16 protein-coding genes are annotated in these 17,024 nt (G+C 47.7%); 12 read left to right on the forward strand and 4 right to left on the reverse strand.

Features of this window, described 5'->3' with window-relative positions:
* Positions 1-205 precede the first annotated feature (205 nt).
* From ectA to QEZ41_RS05035, 5 genes are all read left to right on the forward strand, one after another.
* Positions 206-721, forward strand: coding sequence for a diaminobutyrate acetyltransferase (gene ectA / locus QEZ41_RS05015; RefSeq protein ID WP_289410295.1), 516 nt, complete (start codon positions 206-208; stop codon positions 719-721).
* 8 nt (positions 722-729) lie between these two features.
* Positions 730-2,007, forward strand: coding sequence for a diaminobutyrate--2-oxoglutarate transaminase (ectB, locus tag QEZ41_RS05020; RefSeq protein WP_289410296.1), 1,278 nt, complete (start codon positions 730-732; stop codon positions 2,005-2,007).
* An 84-nt stretch (positions 2,008-2,091) separates the two neighbouring features.
* A complete protein-coding gene (locus QEZ41_RS05025; RefSeq protein ID WP_289410297.1) occupies positions 2,092-2,475 on the forward strand; it encodes an ectoine synthase in 384 nt (127 codons plus the stop codon).
* Between the two features lie 173 nt (positions 2,476-2,648).
* Entirely contained in the window at positions 2,649-4,091 is a 1,443-nt protein-coding gene (locus tag QEZ41_RS05030; RefSeq protein ID WP_289410298.1) for an aspartate kinase, read from the forward strand.
* A 112-nt stretch (positions 4,092-4,203) separates the two neighbouring features.
* Positions 4,204-4,623, forward strand: a complete 420-nt coding sequence (locus tag QEZ41_RS05035) for a DsrE family protein (RefSeq protein ID WP_289410299.1) — start codon at positions 4,204-4,206, stop codon at positions 4,621-4,623.
* Positions 4,624-4,785: 162 nt separating this feature from the next.
* On the opposite strand, the gene dcm is transcribed toward QEZ41_RS05035, so the two are convergent.
* Positions 4,786-6,165: a DNA (cytosine-5-)-methyltransferase gene (dcm, locus tag QEZ41_RS05040; RefSeq protein WP_289410300.1), complete on the reverse strand. Its 1,380-nt coding sequence runs from the start codon at positions 6,163-6,165 to the stop codon at positions 4,786-4,788.
* Between the two features lie 214 nt (positions 6,166-6,379).
* On the opposite strand from dcm, the gene QEZ41_RS05045 reads away from it, so the two are divergent.
* The 5 genes from QEZ41_RS05045 to QEZ41_RS05065 all read left to right on the forward strand — a co-directional run bounded on the left by QEZ41_RS05045 (position 6,380) and on the right by QEZ41_RS05065 (position 11,765).
* On the forward strand, positions 6,380-7,699 hold the full coding sequence (locus QEZ41_RS05045) for an MvaI/BcnI family restriction endonuclease (RefSeq protein ID WP_289410301.1): 1,320 nt from the start codon (positions 6,380-6,382) through the stop codon (positions 7,697-7,699).
* 154 nt (positions 7,700-7,853) lie between these two features.
* Positions 7,854-8,333: a pantetheine-phosphate adenylyltransferase gene (gene coaD / locus QEZ41_RS05050; protein WP_289410302.1), complete on the forward strand. Its 480-nt coding sequence runs from the start codon at positions 7,854-7,856 to the stop codon at positions 8,331-8,333.
* Positions 8,334-8,419: 86 nt separating this feature from the next.
* A complete protein-coding gene (locus QEZ41_RS05055) occupies positions 8,420-8,671 on the forward strand; it encodes a YfhL family 4Fe-4S dicluster ferredoxin (RefSeq protein ID WP_289410303.1) in 252 nt (83 codons plus the stop codon).
* A 6-nt stretch (positions 8,672-8,677) separates the two neighbouring features.
* The gene (gene ggt / locus QEZ41_RS05060; protein WP_289410304.1) at positions 8,678-10,351 is read left to right on the forward strand and encodes a gamma-glutamyltransferase; all 1,674 of its coding nucleotides are present in this window, start codon (positions 8,678-8,680) and stop codon (positions 10,349-10,351) included.
* A gap of 64 nt (positions 10,352-10,415) precedes the next feature.
* Positions 10,416-11,765 carry an adenosylmethionine--8-amino-7-oxononanoate transaminase gene (locus QEZ41_RS05065; RefSeq protein ID WP_434556793.1) on the forward strand — a complete coding sequence of 450 codons (1,350 nt, stop codon included), beginning with the start codon at positions 10,416-10,418 and terminating at the stop codon, positions 11,763-11,765.
* A gap of 13 nt (positions 11,766-11,778) precedes the next feature.
* Here QEZ41_RS05065 and QEZ41_RS05070 read toward each other — a convergent pair whose 3' ends face one another.
* Together QEZ41_RS05070 and QEZ41_RS05075 are read right to left on the reverse strand one after the other, a co-directional pair.
* The gene (locus QEZ41_RS05070) at positions 11,779-12,846 is read right to left on the reverse strand and encodes an RNA-guided endonuclease InsQ/TnpB family protein (protein WP_289410305.1); all 1,068 of its coding nucleotides are present in this window, start codon (positions 12,844-12,846) and stop codon (positions 11,779-11,781) included.
* Positions 12,847-13,116: 270 nt separating this feature from the next.
* On the reverse strand, positions 13,117-13,497 hold the full coding sequence (locus tag QEZ41_RS05075) for a glutathione S-transferase N-terminal domain-containing protein (RefSeq protein ID WP_289410306.1): 381 nt from the start codon (positions 13,495-13,497) through the stop codon (positions 13,117-13,119).
* A gap of 121 nt (positions 13,498-13,618) precedes the next feature.
* Here QEZ41_RS05075 and QEZ41_RS05080 point away from each other — a divergent pair, with 121 nt between their 5' ends.
* On the forward strand, positions 13,619-13,840 hold the full coding sequence (locus QEZ41_RS05080) for a DUF3820 family protein (protein WP_289410307.1): 222 nt from the start codon (positions 13,619-13,621) through the stop codon (positions 13,838-13,840).
* 25 nt (positions 13,841-13,865) lie between these two features.
* On the opposite strand, the gene yccS is transcribed toward QEZ41_RS05080, so the two are convergent.
* Positions 13,866-16,064, reverse strand: a complete 2,199-nt coding sequence (gene yccS, locus QEZ41_RS05085) for a YccS family putative transporter (protein ID WP_289410308.1) — start codon at positions 16,062-16,064, stop codon at positions 13,866-13,868.
* A gap of 410 nt (positions 16,065-16,474) precedes the next feature.
* Between yccS and gmhB the strand changes: the two genes are divergently transcribed.
* On the forward strand, positions 16,475-17,014 hold the full coding sequence (gene gmhB, locus QEZ41_RS05090; RefSeq protein WP_289410309.1) for a D-glycero-beta-D-manno-heptose 1,7-bisphosphate 7-phosphatase: 540 nt from the start codon (positions 16,475-16,477) through the stop codon (positions 17,012-17,014).
* Positions 17,015-17,024 lie beyond the last annotated feature (10 nt).

A 17,024-nucleotide genomic window follows, 5' to 3' on the forward strand; every position in this document is an offset into this window, starting at 1 on the left:
GACGTTGCTAAAACACTGCTTTTTTAAACAAAAGTGCATGTTTCGCTAGCGCCTATGAGCAATGGAGTCTAGCCACTTTGACCCTGCCCACAGCAGTGCTATTTATTACGCTGTCAACGACTAAAACCACCTAGTAGTCGATTTGAGTTTATTGTTTTACCTGTTTAGGCTTAAACAGCAAATACACAACAAAACAGGACTTATTTTGAGTATTGCTACCGTCACATTTCGTCAACCTACTGACGACGACGGCTATTCCCTGCATCAACTGGTAGCTCGATGCCAGCCTTTAGACACCAACTCGGTGTACTGTAATTTACTGCAGTGTACCGACTTTGCACAGACCGCGATTGCTGCGGAAAATGCACAGGGTGAGTTGGTCGGTTTTATTTCTGGTTATTGCCCTCCAGCCCGCCCAGACACCTTATTCGTCTGGCAAGTGGCTGTCGACAGCAGTATGCGAGGCCAAGGTTTGGCATTACGTATGTTACTGGCCCTGATTGCACGGTTAGCCCCCAAAGGCGTTCGTTACCTTGAAACAACGATTTCACCTAACAACGCTGCATCTCAAGCTTTATTTTTAAAAGCATTCCATCAACTGGGTATCGAACACAGCACCCACGTCTTGTTCTCAAGTAAGCAGCATTTTGCTGGTCTGCATGAAGACGAAGTGTTGTATCGCGCAGGCCCTTTGCCGCGTAGCCCAGAAAACAATAAATAGGTTGCCCCATGAAACATTTTGAACAAAACGAATCAGGCGTAAGAAGTTACTGCCGCTCATTTCCTGTGATTTTTAAACAAGCCCAAGGTGCTGAGCTGATTGCTGAAGATGGCACCCGCTATATTGATTTCTTGGCTGGCGCAGGAACCCTTAACTACGGCCACAACCATCCTGTATTGAAACAGGCGTTGTTGGATTACATTGAAAGCGATGGTTTAACCCATGGCTTGGATATGTACTCATTAGCCAAACAGCGTTTCCTCGAAACCTTTAACCGCATTATTTTAAAGCCACGCGGCATGCAGGAATACCTCGTGCAGTTTACTGGCCCTACCGGTACCAACGCCGTTGAAGCAGCTTTAAAGCTGGCGCGTAAGGTGACAGGACGGAATAACATTATTAGCTTTACCAATGGTTTTCACGGTGTCTCTTTGGGTGCTTTAGCCACCACAGGTAATGAACACCACCGTGGTGGTGCAGGTGTGAACCTGAATGATGTCAGCCGCATGCCTTATGCCAACTATTTTGGTAAGGACGTCAGCACTATAGCTATGATGGAAAAGCTACTGGAAGACCCCAGTAGTGGTGTCGACAAACCTGCTGCAGTTATTGTAGAGGTTGTGCAGGGCGAAGGCGGTTTAAACTGTGCTTCAGCCCAGTGGTTACGCGGACTAGAAAAACTGTGTCGCAAGCATGAAATGTTGCTGATTGTGGACGATATCCAAGCCGGTTGTGGTCGTACCGGTAGCTTCTTTAGCTTTGAAAACATGGGCATTAAGCCAGACATGATCACCCTGTCTAAATCCTTAAGCGGTTATGGTCTACCCTTTGCGGTGGTGTTATTACGCCCAGAGCTTGATCAATGGAAGCCGGGCGAACATAACGGTACTTTCCGTGGTAACAACCATGCGTTTGTTACTGCCGCTGCAGCGTTTGAGCAGTTTTGGCAAACCGATGAGTTTGCGCAAAGCGTACAACGCAAAGGTGATCGTATCCGTGCCCGTATGGAGCAAATCGCTAAGCGTTATTCAGCGCATAAACTGTTTGTAAAAGGACGTGGCATGATGCTGGGTATTAACTGTCCTGATGGCGAATCGGCGGCACAGGTGTGTGAGTTTTCGTTTGAAAACGGCTTGGTCATTGAGACCAGTGGTGCCTACAGCCAGGTGGTTAAGTGCTTATGCCCACTGATTATTAGCGAAGAGCAGATTGATCAGGCCATGGATATTCTTGATCGCGCTTTTGCAGACACCTTTGCAGACAAGCAAGTTAACAAAGCCTCCTAAACATAGATCGACTAATGCAGCGCTAATCTTTTTTTGGTTAGCGCTGAGTAATTCATTAAACATATACCAATAAGGAATTTAACCATGATCGTCCGTACTCTGGCCGAATGTGAAAATAGCGAACGCCGTGTAGTTGCGCAAAACTGGGAAAGCACCCGCATGTTGCTCAAAGATGACAACATGGGTTTTTCTTTCCACATCACCACTATTTATGCCAACACTGAAACCCATATCTGGTACAAAAACCATTTGGAGTCCGTGTACTGCATTAGTGGCGAAGGTGAAATTCAAACCTTAGCTGACGGCAAGGTATATCCAATCAAACCTGGCACGCTGTATATTTTAGATAAACACGATGAGCACCTGTTGCGCGGCTTTAGTGAAATGAAAATGGCGTGCGTCTTCAACCCACCGCTTAGTGGCAAAGAAGTGCATGATAAAGACGGTGTTTATCCACTGGAAGGCTAAGCGTTTACCAAGCGCGGGCGTGCTGTCCGCGCATATAGCTATGATTACGTTATTGCAGCATAAAGCACCAAGATAATTGCACAGTTTTGCGGCATCGCTGATAATCAGGCGATTTTACTTGAAGCCGCTGTCTTCGAGCTTACAGTTACCCTTTATTTATAGGCTCATACCTCATGCATACAGTAGAAAAAATTGGCGGCACGTCCATGAGCAGTTTTGCGGACGTGTTAAACAATATTTTTTTAACCCAACATCCAGAGCACGGCTTGTATCAGCGTATTTTTGTGGTCTCCGCATACAGTGGCATGACCAACCAGCTGCTGGAGCACAAAAAAACCGGTGAGCCCGGCGTCTACCAACGTTTTGCCGAAGCCAGTGGCGAACAAGCATGGCAAGAACCTTTAGAGGTGGTACGCGCGGCCATGCTAGCTAAAAATGCTGAAATCTTCCCCGACAGCGCCCATGCGTTGGACCAAGCTAATCAGTTTATTAATAGCCGTATTGATGACTGTGCTGAAGTGATGCACAGCCTGCACCAGCTGTGTAACTACGGGCATTTCCAGCTCACCGAGCACCTTATTAAAGTACGTGAGATGCTTGCCTCGCTGGGTGAGGCTCATAGTGCTTTTAATACGGTATTGGCTTTGAAGTTAAAAGGTATCAATGCGCGCTATGTTGACCTGACGGGTTGGCAAGCGACGACACCACTGCCATTTGCTGAAATGATAGCGCACCATTTTCAGGGTATCGATTTCAGTAAAGAGCTGGTGATTGCGCCTGGCTACACTCACTGCACTGAAGGTCTGATGAACACCTTTGATCGCGGTTATACCGAGATCACCTTTGCTCAGATTGCCGCCGCAACTGGCGCCAAAGAAGCCATTATTCATAAAGAGTTTCACCTGAGTACGGCTGACCCTAATTTGGTTGGCGCTGATAAGGTGGTAACTATTGGTATGACCAACTACGATGTAGCGGATCAGTTATCCAATCTAGGCATGGAGGCAATTCATCCTCGTGCCGGTAAAACCTTGCGCCGCGCCGGTGTTGAGCTGCGTATTAAAAACGCTTTTGAGCCTGAGCACACCGGAACTCTGATTTGCCAAGACTATGCCAGCGAAACACCGCGCGTAGAAATTATTGCGGGCCGTAAAGATGTATTTGGTATTGAAGTGTTCGACCAAGAAATGCTGGGCGATATGAACTACGACACCGAAATCACCAATATCATCAAGCAACTCAAGCTCTATGTGGTGAATAAATCACGCGATGCCAACAGCATTACCTATTACTGTGCAGGCTCACGCAAGATTATTAATCGTGCGGCGCGCTTGATTGAAGAGCATTACTCCAGCGCCGAAGTAACGGTACATAATGTAGCGATTGTTTCAGCCATTGGCTCAAACATGAAAATCAAAGGCATTCTGGCGAAAACCGCGACAGCATTGGCCGATGCGGGTATCAGCATTCAGGCATTGCAGCAAACCATTCGCCAAGTAGAAATGCAGATAGTGGTACAAGAAAGTGATTACGATGCGGCCATTATCGCCCTGCATCGAGCCTTGATTGAGCCAGAGAACTACAGTGGCGTTATCCATCAAGCAGCGGCTTATTAGTCCTGCTCCCATCTAGCAATATGAGTGCGCTGTTAAGGCGCATTCGTATTCGCTTCATATTTGTTTAATCTATCTCTCCATATAATGAATTATGTTTTATTGGAGAGCCAAGATGAAAAAAACATTCGTTGCACTAGTTTTAGCCGCCATCAGTAGTTACAGCATAGCGACGGAAAAACAACAGGTTACTGTTTCCCTTACCTCAGCCAGCACCATGGCCCAAGGTATGGCGATGGTCTTAGCCAACCAAATGCAAGAACAAGGTGCGCAGGTAGATATTTTACTTTGCGACAAGGCGGGTGATATCGCTTTAAAGGGTGCGGAGGGTGAAACACTTAAGCCAAATAATGTGACACCAGCACAGCTGCTAGATGGCGCGCTTAAGAAAGGCGCAACAGCATCAGTGTGTGCACTTTACCTGCCCAATACAGGCAATAAGGCAGAAGACTTGCGCGATGGTATCAAGCCAGCAAACCCTGCAGAAATGGGTGCCAGATTGTTAGAAGCTAACCGCAAGGTTATCGGCTTCTAAAACGATTTTAACAGTAGGGCATGCCTGTGCTGGAGCCAAAAGGAATAGGTGAAGCATAGGATTTTATGGCTGGCCAATATGGCCGGCCATTTTTATGTGAGACTGTTGAGCAATGTGATACACACTCTGTCAGCTATGAAATATGTCGTGCAATGGGAGAGACTAAGCGGCGTGTTTGCTACTTCTAGCTGCTATAGCTGCCATAATAAACGGCTTCATATGTTTAGCTATTGCGGCAAATAAAGGGGCAACAACGGAGTTGCCAAACTGTTTATACGCTTGGGTATCTGAAACAGGTATTTTAAACTCATTACCTTTTGGAGAACTGAAACCCATCAAGCGAGCGCACTCCAATGGCGTTAAACGGCGTGGACGATTAAGTAGATTGGTCTCGTCTGTAATAGCTTTACTAAAGTCCCAGCCGCGGTCAATAAGGATCTCTGAGCCATCTTTGTAATAGCGGGCTGATAGTGTTCGAGTTCTATCATTAGGCCCTACTAAGCCAAAACCAAAGCCATTTCCTTTTGCTTGGTGTTTCTTAGCATAATTAAACAAGTACTCCCACAGCTTAGGTGTCAGGATATATTTGTCATCAACCCAAGGCTCTAAAATATTGCCAAGTGTCGGTGTGCTCTCAGGAATCGGTAAGTCTTTCAAACTGAAACCTTCGTGCACGTTTAAATCTCTACGAAAGCCCACTAAAATAATACGCTCTCTATTCTGTGGTACCCAGTTAGAGCCGTTAATGATTTTCGGGTCTTTAGCGTCAGTATGATCGGCATCAGAAATCCAGTAACCCAATTCATCAAGCGTTTTCATGATGGTTCTAAAAGTTTTTCCACGATCATGGCTCTTTAAGTTTTTCACGTTTTCAAGAACAAAGGCGGCGGGGCGTTTTGCAGCGATAATTCGTGCGACATCGAAGAAAAGAGTTCCTTGGGTATCACACTCAAAACCGTGCTTAACACCTAGGGAGTTTTTCTTGGACACACCAGCAAGTGAAAATGGCTGGCATGGGAAGCCAGCCAGCAGCACATCGTGGTCCGCAATTACACGATTGATATGATTGTATGCTTCTTGTTCTGATACTGAGGGATCGGCGCTTAGGGTTACATCACGAATATCTTCATTGAAGGTATGAAAAGATGCATCGCAGGCAAAGTTAGCTTTATAGGTACGTGTTGCAAATTTATTCCATTCGCTAGTAAACACGCATAAGCCACCTTGCTCTTCAAAGCCTTTGCGGATTCCACCAATACCGGCGAAAAGGTCGATAAATTTAAAATCGTAGTTGTCAGGTGTCACCACAGGTTTAGGTAATAGTGCCATTAGGTGGTCGTATTCGATTTTGCTAAGTTTGGGTGTTGCTTTGCCTTTAACCCAGCGATTAATAGTCTCTCTCGTCCAGTTATTATTAGGAATTTGGTTAAGGTGTTCGGCTAAAAATTTTTGGTCATAAATCCCCAAAAGCTTTGAAATGACTTCAAGATCTGTTGGTCCATCAAGCGAGATTTGGCGGCAGTCTAATTCAAGCTGGTTCATGATTTTTCCTCTGGGTATTTTGTGTGACGAATGATCACACAATCGTTCCTCTATAGCAATAATGCTGTGTTTATATACAGTATAAATAATTTTTTTATTTATGCAAAAAAAAGGTTGTTATCTGACATACGGTGTCTGGCTGTAGTATTTTTATAAAATAGTGATGATTGGTATGCTGGAAGAGTAAAAAGTAGGTATGGCATAAGGAGGTCACTTGAGCGAATTTCAAATACTTGTCGAACAACTGAAACACCATGGTGCTAAGCGGATTTTTATTAAGCCTTTGGCTAATAATGACAACTCGAAACAGCAAATTTATTTGGGTGCAGACTTTGAAGTGATTCGTGCTATTCCATCTGGTGACGTTTATTCAGCGGGGATGAGCAGCAAGGGCGCTATATTTAAAGCTCCGCTTGATTTGTACTGGATTGATCTTAAAGGTGAGACAGATTTAGCTCCTAATGCTCAAATCATTCTTTACCCTAAATATCCCGAAACACGATTGTCTGGATTTCTTAGTGGCTGCAGTCGAAAAAAGGGCATTGCGCCCAGCCACCTGATGCAACCGCCAACAGCGCAAGAGCGAGTTGCGCGTCTTAATACCAAGCGTTATTTGGTTCTTGGTGTAGATGAGCAGAAGGTTTGGGCGCACTGCAGTGCCTGGGATGGTGCATTACATGATGAGCTTAAAGCGATTGTTGAAAGTGGTAATGCGCGACTAGTCGCTCCTGTTTTTTATGAGTATTCAGCAACGCAAGAATCCAGTGAAGAAAAACTGCTGAGAAAGCTAAAAGAAATCTTCCTTCAAGGTCCTATTGAATCGTGTCGTCTTAATTCTGACGGTGAGTTAATCACTTATAAAGCGCAAAATGGTGCGGGTTATACGCTGGAAGCTCAGTTTGGGATTACACCAAATGGTTCATCAGATCCTGACTTTATTGATTGGGAGCTAAAGAGTCACTCAGCTGGTGCAGTGACATTAATGACGCCGGAGCCAAACGTTGGCACTTACCTAGATGATCTTGAGGTTTTTTTACGAGCCTATGGCACAAGAATTGAGCCAGAGCGAATGGATTTTGCCAGTCGCCACAATGTTGGCCAGAAGAATAAGAAGACAGCATTAACTATGCGCTTTGAAGGCTATGACCCAGATAGTGGTGAAATCCTTGAGCCAGACGGCGGCTTAATGCTACGCGATGATGACGGTGTGCTTGTAGCAGGCTGGAAGTTCGATAAGCTTATTTTCCACTGGAAAAAGAAACATACCAACACTTGCTTCGTGGCTTATAGTGCTATTCGAGAAACCCCACCAAAATATCAGTACGGACCAAAGGTGGTATTAGGGAAGGGCACAAACCTAAAACTGTTCTTGCATGCGCTGTACTTAAGCACTGTTTACTATGACCCAGGCGTCAATATGAAGCTGTTAAAAGGCAAGTGGAAACCTAAAAAACGTAATCAGTTTCGAATCAGTTGGCGTGATATAGATGCTTTATACGTGGAGCTGCGGGAAGTGAGTTTAGACGTTTTATAAGCGTGACTGCTTAATTATCGACTTATTAGCTGCCTGTTTTTGGTTGTACAGCCTCTGAGACAGTAAGGTTAGGAGTAAAATGTTTAAGTTTTTGCTCTAGCCTCTGTGATGCGCTAAAATCCAACACCTTTACCGCATGCATAGGATACGCCAAATGAATCGCGTGCTTTATCCGGGAACCTTTGATCCCATTACCCGTGGGCATACTGATTTAGTCGAGCGTGCTGCGCGCATTTTTGATGAAGTGATCATTGCAGTAGCCGCTAACCCGAAAAAACAACCGTTATTCAGTTTGCAAGAACGCGTTGAGTTAGCGCAGGGGGTGACTGAGCACCTAGCCAACGTTAAGGTGTATGGCTTTAACAATCTGTTGGCGCACTTTGTCAAAGAAGTTGACGCGAATATTTTGATGCGTGGGTTGCGTGCAGTATCTGATTTTGAATATGAATTCCAGCTGGCCAATATGAATCGTAAGTTGGCTCCCGATGTGGAAAGCATCTTCTTAACGCCCTCTGAAAAATACTCTTTTATTTCCTCCACTTTGGTGCGTGAAATTGCCGCATTAGATGGCGATATCACTGAATTCGTGCATCCTATGGTGTCTCAAGCGCTGCAGCAGCGCTTTAAAAAATGATCTAAAACAAGACTGCCAAGCCTAGAGGGGTGCAATCTTGTTTCGTTTATTGTTTTATATAGTTTGAGTTTTTGAGGAGTTAGACAATGGCTTTAATAATCACTGATGATTGCATTAACTGCGATGTATGTGAACCTGAGTGCCCAAACAGTGCTATTTCTCAGGGTGAAGAGATTTATGAGATTGATCCCAATCTTTGCACTGAGTGTGTGGGCCACTACGATGAGCCGCAGTGTGTTGAGGTTTGTCCTGTAGATTGCATCCCTGTCGATCCTAATCATATTGAAAGCAAAGAAGAGCTGATGGAGAAATATAAAATCATCAGTGGCGTAGCTTAAATTGTAGTGCGCTGTTTACGATTTAGTTTTCTATATGCTCTAGTTCTGTGCTCGGTAGTAGCTCATGCTCAGCTGCTACCTGAACAGGGATTTGTTAGCACGGCACACCCTTTAGCCAGCATAGCTGGTATTGAAGCCCTGCAGCAAGGCGGCAATGCTATTGATGCCGCCATAGCTGTCACTGCAGCACTGGCAGTGGTTGAGCCCTATGGATCGGGCTTGGGTGGCGGAGGGTTTTACCTTATCCGTCTTAACAGCCAGCCAAGCCCCACCTATTTATTCTTAGATGCGCGTGAAACTGCACCCAGTGCTGCGCACAAAGACTTGTATATGCGCGATGGTCAGGTGCAGCCCAGATTAAGTCTTGATGGTGCTTTGGCAGCGGCTATTCCCGGAATTCCAGCAGCGTTGGATGCTTTAAACGAATATGCCCAGCGACCTTTACGCGAAAACCTACAGTCTGCTATACAGCTGGCAGAGCAGGGTTTTGCTGTGGACGAGTTGTATCTTGAGCGTGCCGGTTGGCGTTTATCAGCGTTGCAGCAGGATGTTGAGTCCAGTGCTATTTTTTTACAGCATGGCCAACTGCCGGAGTTGGGTTGGCATCTGGCACAGCTAGACTTGGCAGGGACGATTAAGCAGCTTGCCGAGCATGGGGGACAGAGTTTTTACCACGGCAGGCTTGCCGAACTGATGGTGCAAGCCGTACAGCAGGCTGGTGGTATATGGAGCATGCAAGACCTAGCTGACTATCAGATTCAATGGCGCACACCGTTACAGGTCTTGTTGGCGGACGAGCGTCAGCTTATCAGTGCGCCACCCCCTTCTGCAGGCGGTATTACTTTGGCGCAAAGTCTGCTTATCTTGCAGCAACTGCCTTGGCAGCAAGTCGCTCCTGTGCAGCGCATTCATTTAATCGTTGAAACTCTGCGTCGGGCATACCGTGATCGTGGTTTGCTGGGTGATCCTGATTTTGTGGATAACCCTGTAGATCGCTTGCTGTCCGGCGAACATATCTCTGCATTGGCCGCGAGTATCCAGACGCAGCAAGCCACGCCCAGCAGTGAGCTTACCGCCGCGCCATTTATTCATGAGGGTGATCAGACCACGCACTTTGCTGTTATTGACCGTCAGGGAAATGCAGTGGCAGCAACCTTATCGTTGAATATGATGTTTGGCGCAGCGTTTACTGTGCCGGGTACGGGTATTTTGCTCAATGATGAAATGGATGACTTTGCTGCAGACCTGTCGGGCAGCAATGTCTATGGTTTGATTGCCAGCGAAGCCAACCAGATTGCTGCAAATAAACGTCCGTTGTCGTCGATGAGTCCAAGCTTTATCGAAGGTCCAAACAGTTTTGCGGCCTTCGGTACGCCGGGAGGCAGCCGGATTCCGAGCATGAACCTATTGGCCATTTTGGCGCATCTTGAAGGCAAATCACCGGCTGAGTGGGTTGCAGCGCCACGCATTCATCATCAATATGTGCCTGATGAGCTCGGTTTTGAGCCGGGCGCGCTCGATGTGCAAACTCAAACCGCCTTGCGTAAGCTGGGTCATGCTGTCAAAGAGCTAACGCGCAACTATGGCAATCAGCAGGTGCTCTATTGGGATAAGCAAAGCGGTCATAGTGCTGCCGCCAGTGATCCTCGTGGTCAGGGCGTGAGTTTAGGCACGCACTAACTCAACCCCAGTTATTCAACTACATAAAATTTCGCCAAGAACAACAATTAACAAGGAGATTCTCTTGCCCAGTAATTCCCATTGGATGCGGCGTGACCTCGCAGCGGTTTGGCATCCATGCACGCAAATGAAAGATCACGAAAGCATGCCTCTGATTCCTATTCGGCGTGGGGATGGGATTTGGTTGGAAGACTATTGCGGCAAGCGTTATTTGGATGCGGTGAGCTCTTGGTGGACCAACATTTTCGGCCACTGTAATCCACGGATTAATGAGAGGATTAAACAGCAGGTTGATCAACTTGAACACGTGATGCTGGCCGGCTTTACCCATGCGCCGGTGGTGGAGTTGTCAGAGCGTTTGTTGCAGCTGTGCCCTAAGGGGCTGGCGCGTGTGTTTTATGCGGATAATGGCTCGGCGGGCATCGAAGTGGCACTTAAAATGAGCCACCATTATTGGCGCAATATAGGCCAGCCGCAAAAGAAACGCTTTGCCACCATCAGCAATGGCTATCACGGTGAGACCCTAGGCACTATGGCGGTTAGTGATGTGGCGCTTTATACCCAAACCTATGAAGCGCTGTTGATGGATTGCATTAAAGTGCCGAGCCCTGATTGTTATTACCGCGAACATGGACAGTCGTGGGAAGACTATTCGATACAGATGTTCGCTCATATGCAGCAGACGTTGGAACAGCATCATCATGAGCTGGCCGCAGTTATTGTCGAACCGCTGGTGCAGGGTGCTGGGGGGATGCGTATGTATCACCCGGTGTATCTAAGTCTGCTACGCCAAGCTTGCGATGAGTTTGGTGTGCACCTGATTGTGGATGAAATTGCTATGGGTTTTGGCCGTACCGGCAGCATGTTTGCCTGTGAACAAGCACAGATAACACCGGATTTTATGGTGCTTTCCAAGGCGTTAACGGGTGGTTATCTGCCTTTGGCGGCTGTGCTGACCACCGAGCAGGTGTATCAGGCTTTTTATGCTGACTACGCCAGTATGAAAGCGTTTTTGCATTCACATACCTATACAGCCAATCCGTTGGCCTGTGCGGCGGCTTTAGCCAGTTTGGATATTTTTGCTGAAGATGATGTGATTGTGCGCAACCAACTGCTGGCGCAAGAAATGGGCAAGGCAACGGCGCACTTGGTGGATCATCCGCATGTGGCCGAAGTGCGGCAAACGGGCATGGTGCTGGCAATTGAAATGGTGCAGGACAAGGCCAGCAAAAAGCCCTTCCCATGGCAGGAACGCCGCGGCTTGCGTGTGTACGAGCATGCGTTAGAGCAGGGCGCCCTCTTACGGCCGTTAGGCAATGTGGTGTACTTTATCCCACCTTATATTATTACCCCAGAGCAAATCCATTGGCTGGCCGAGGTGGCAACTGTGGGTATAGATAAAGCAGTTAATTGACATCCTCCCCCAGCTAAAGCAAGTGGATTCCTACAGCTAGACGGCCATGCCCGACCGCGAGAATGTTCTTGGCCGCGTTTACATCGCGGTCGCTGTGCGTGACACCACACGCACTGCACGTCCATTCTCTTATTCCAAGCCCTGCGATACCTCTCGGCCTGCTATCGGGCAGTGCGCCACAACAGCTACAGGTTTGGGTGGTGTATGCCTCGTTCACTTCCTTAAAAACAATGCCAGCGTGATCGCTTTTATACTTCAGCATTGTTTTTAATTGACCCCAGCCAGCGTCCAACACTGACTTGGCCATCTTGGTTTTAACGAGTTTTAAACTACTGACATTGCCCACATAGATTTCACCGCAGCGGTTGACCAACGTGCGACTGAACTTGTGCAGCGTATCTTTTCTACGGTTAGCAATCTTGGCGTGAATGGTTTTGACTTGAGTTTTATTTCTAGCCCGTTGTGCTATGGCTAATTTTTCCTCAAGACCGCGATAGAAGCGACCCGCCTCCAGCTTTGTGCCGTCCGAGCAGGTGGCTGTGTCGGTTAAGCCAAGATCAATACCGATACAGTCTTGTCCCTTGGGCATCACTACATCAACTTCAACCACCACATTGAAGTACCAGCGGCCACGGGCATCTTCGCTAAAACTGGCAGAGCGAAACTTGTATTGGTTCAAGCCGTAGCTGTCCCACACGCCAAAATACTGGCCGTTGTGATAGAGCTGTCCATTTTTCCACTGTGCTGCACCGCTATTCACCGGAATCCAACCCAGTGACCGGCGTGCACCGCCTGACTTGCGCCAGTTCAGCCTAGTCTTGTTAAACTGTTTGCGGCGAGTCACGTACTCACCTGCAATGCACTGCAAGGTTTGGCTGTGCAAACCCAGTTCCTTGCCTGCACCTTTCGTATAGGGGTGCATATCGTAAGCGGATAGAAACACACCGCGCTCTTTGATTGAGCGATGGCTTAACGCATTGACGAAGTTCCAGACAAAGTTCACTGACCGCGCCATAGTATTGAGCAGTGGAACGTGCTTGTCTTTCACTCGAACTTTGAGCGTTTTTGTGTGTTTAGCCATACTGTATATAATACCAGTGCCGCATATTAAACCAAGGGAAAGCTGTACTTTGCGCGCTATCCATCCCCGCACTAAAAGTACGGGGTCTTTCGCGCAAAGCCGATAATAGTCTCTGTGTGAGCCTGGCTTCTGGGCGATGGATGTTAAGGCAGGTGCGGTGTTTGGGTTTGGGCTCGTTCGCGCAAGAGTTGCGCTCCCACAAGCTGCGCTCCCACAAGAAGTGAACCTCCGCTGTGTGAGCCCAGCTTCTGAGCGCTGGTAGGGTGGTTATTATTCCGCGCTGGTTGGTGCAAAACGTTCTTGTAGGTACTGAATAATATCATTGGACTCATACATCCAGCGCACCTCACCTGCTTCTTCAATGCGTAAGCACGGTACCTTGACCTGACCGCCCTGCTCAAGCAACTCTTGGCGGAACTGGCTATTATTAAGAGCGTCACGGCATTCAATATTTAAGTTTAAGGCGTGCATAGCACGGCGCACCTTGACGCAGAATGGGCAGGCACGAAACTGATACAACGCCAACTGAGTAGCCTGTGCATCCACTGCGGCTTGCTGTTCAGCCGTGCGTTTTAGCGCTTTAGGACGGGTTAACCAGTCAGCAAAAATAATGAGTTGTCCTAAGCCATTTCGCAAAGCTTTGATAATCATTTGAACTCCTTTAAATACGTTTTAATTGACAATTTTAACAGATATTCCACTACAGCTTTGCAAGTCTATCCAGCCTAGCGATAATCCATAAAATTCTTCCATCTGAGTGCCAGACAATCCTATGCAGCATGAACATTTGCAACGCCTAGTCACCGTAAAAATGCCCTTTGGCAAATACCGAGGTCGGTTGATTGCAGACTTGCCCGGTGATTACCTGAACTGGTTCGCCCGCAAGGGATTTCCGGCCGGCAACTTAGGCCAGTTACTGGCGCTGATGCAAGAAATCGATCATAACGGCCTCAGTGAGTTGCTGACGCCGTTACGTAACAAAAAACCTGAATGAAACAGTAGCGCATGAAGCCTGCTTGTTAGGCTTTGGCTGCACCCTGTTTGCTGTAACTGCGGATAACTTCCTCAGCTAGGCTACGCAGAGGTCCTAATTGTTGGCTGATGAGCAGTAGCTGGGTTTGTAGTAAGCGCAGCGTATCATCGGTCTCTTCGGGCATATCACGTAAACGATAACACTGCTGTTGCTCAGCCTCAGGCTGTGTACCAATGTTTTGCAGCGTATCCAGCTGTGTAGCGAGTTGAGTCAGGCTGTCAGCCAGTAGCTGCGCCTCACGGTTAAGTGATGGGTAGTTGGGTGTATCAGCAAGCGTTTCGCGGTGCGCACCTAGCGCAGAAATATAACCCAGCAAAGTATGTGATAGCAGCAAAAAACGAAATCCTAGATCACTTTGCCGACGGAAATGCCCCGGTTCTTTTAGCATATTGGACAGGCTGCCGGTTAACGCGGCATCAGCATTGTGCGCATCACGGCGGGCGATACGGTACTGCATGTCGTCTGTTTTACCCTGACTATATTCCAGCATGATATGGCGTAGATACTGGCTGTTGGCCTTAAGTGTGCGTGCCAGAGCCTTATGCAATTTGCGACCTTGCCAGTCGGGTAGAATTAGAAACACGGCTAAGCCGGCAATCACACTGCCCGCGATGGTATCCAGAAAGCGTGGCAAAAACAGATCGTAACCATGACCGATCTGGTTAAAACAAATCAGCATCATCAGCGTCATAAAAGCAGTCGAAACGGTGAACTGACTGTTACGCGTAGCAAAATACGCAACACCTGCGGCGATGGCAAACAGTGCTTGTATCCACAAAATGGGCGCTAACTGAAACAGCATCCAACTTAAGGCTAAACCTAGAACGGTACCCATGATGCGCTGTACCAAGCGTTTGCGGGTTGCGCCGTAGTGGGGTCGGCAAACAAACACTGTGGTCATTAGAATCCAGTAGCCTTGCTGGGGCGCCAACCAATGCATAATCGCCAAACCCGCGGCTACGGCCACACCCATGCGTAATGCATGGCGAAATACTGACGACTCCAAGCTGATATTTTGGCTGATACGTTCCCAGGCTTCGCTAATATTTTTCGGTTCACGGTCAAAAATAGCCGTGTCTTGATTCATGGCTAGGGCATCAGGGTTGGCTGCTTCGCGCAGTAATTGATCCAGTGTGGCGAGGTTGTGTGCCAATGCGCGCAATGAACGCAGTAACTCGCGCCACTCTGGGTTTTGCTGCTGATGTAAATAAGCAATTGAAGCCTGCAAATCTTCCAGCGCTTGTGTATGCCCAGCGCCGTAATCAAAGGATTGGCGCAGCTCAATGGCTTTGGCTAATGCTTTACAGGCATCACCCTGCTGACGAATTAAGCGCAAACAACGAAACAACACATCGCTGTGAAAAAAGGCTTCCGTGAGCTTTTGATAGGGCGAATGTGATGAGCTGGCGCGTTCGTGAATATCCTGCGCCAGAAAATACAGCTTTAAGTAACGACGTGTTTTGGCGCTGGTACGGCTACCGCTAACGCGATGTAGAATAATGTTTTTAGTGTCGTTTAAGGCTTCTACCACGTGCGCATTTTGCTGAGCAATTTCCAATCGGTGTGCCTCTACATCTAAATTACGCAAAGGCTCAAAGAGTGCGGACTTGGCTTTTAAATAATCACATTGCGCGCGGAATAAACGCGCCAAACTATGCTGCAAAGGCTGTTGTGCAAACAGAGCATACCAGAGCACGGAAAGTGTTCCATAGATGAACGCACCGCTGAGCAATACCGGCGCGTATTGCCAAAACTGGACGTCATCCTGACTTTGGTGCTCAAGGCCGATCATGGTGTAAATAGAAAAAATGAGCGTGGCATAGGAAATAGAAGCAAAGCGCGTACCGGCACTGCCCAGCACGATCAACACTATCGTGGCAACGACCATAAACAGTGACAACCAAGGCGTATAAGGGTGCAATGCTTCTACTGCAGTGGCCACCAAGGAAAAGCACACTAGGGTGACCCCGGCCGCCACTAAGCGTCCCTGCCAGCTATCATCGGTTTCTGCCAGTGCGCAACCGATCACACCTAGATACAGTGGAATTAGCCAGTCTATCCGCTCGCTGTACCACACCCAAAGCGTGCATAGGCTCAGGGCAATAAAAAATCGTAGCCCTGGACCAAATTTCTCCAGCGCCCACAAGCGGCGTAATGAAAGTCGTAAAGAGAACGACGACTGCATGGTTGTACCTGTTAGTGATGATGAAAGTGGTTCTATCTTAGCGAAAGCGGCTGAGTATTACTTAGGAAGCCTCTGAATAACTACCTGCGTAGCTACCACCGCGTTAAAAACGTACTCACAATCTTTAGATTGAACGTGCTTTAGCACGGCCCGAAGGGGAGCGAAGCGAATAAAATGCTCATTTACTATGTGTAAACTGCGCTTTTTCGTACGTTTTCGCCTTGTGTTAGCGTCCTCGGTAACGTTATTCAGAGGCTCCTTAGCAACCTTTTGGCCTGCGTGTATATAGATGATGTGCCCATATAATCCTGGCTGCAGTGCTGCGCGCGAGGTGTGAGCATAATCGTGCTCACGGCTTTTGCAATCCTGTACAATGCCGCAATGTTTTTAGGTAAAGCGGCAGTGCGTAGATGAAGCTTATTATTCTTGACCGAGATGGTGTCATTAATCATGATTCGGATGATTATATAAAAACCCCAGCCGAATGGATTCCGATCGACGGCTCCATTGAGGCGATTGCGCGTTTGTATAACTCAGGCTGGACAGTAGCTGTAGCTACGAATCAGTCTGGCTTAGCGCGAGGGTATTATGACAGCGCAACACTGGATGCCATGCACGATAAACTGCGTGCTTTGCTGGCAGAACACCACGCGAAAATTGGCTTTATCGCCTACTGCCCGCACGGTCCTGAGGATGATTGCCAGTGCCGCAAACCAAAGGCAGGCTTATTAGAACAAATCAGCCAGCATTACCAGCAACCGCTAACAGGGGCTTGGTTTGTCGGCGACAGTTTACGTGACTTACAGGCAGCGATGAGTGTGCAAGCCGTGCCGGTACTGGTAAAGACAGGCAAGGGTGCGCAAACGGCGCAGCAACAGTTACCAGAAGGAACTTTGGTTTTTCAAAATTTAGCAGAAGCAGTAGAAAGCTTGCTCAAAAATACGCAATAAGGCATTTTTA

This window comes from Thiopseudomonas acetoxidans (assembly GCF_030362935.1).
Classification (GTDB): domain Bacteria; phylum Pseudomonadota; class Gammaproteobacteria; order Pseudomonadales; family Pseudomonadaceae; genus Thiopseudomonas; species Thiopseudomonas acetoxidans.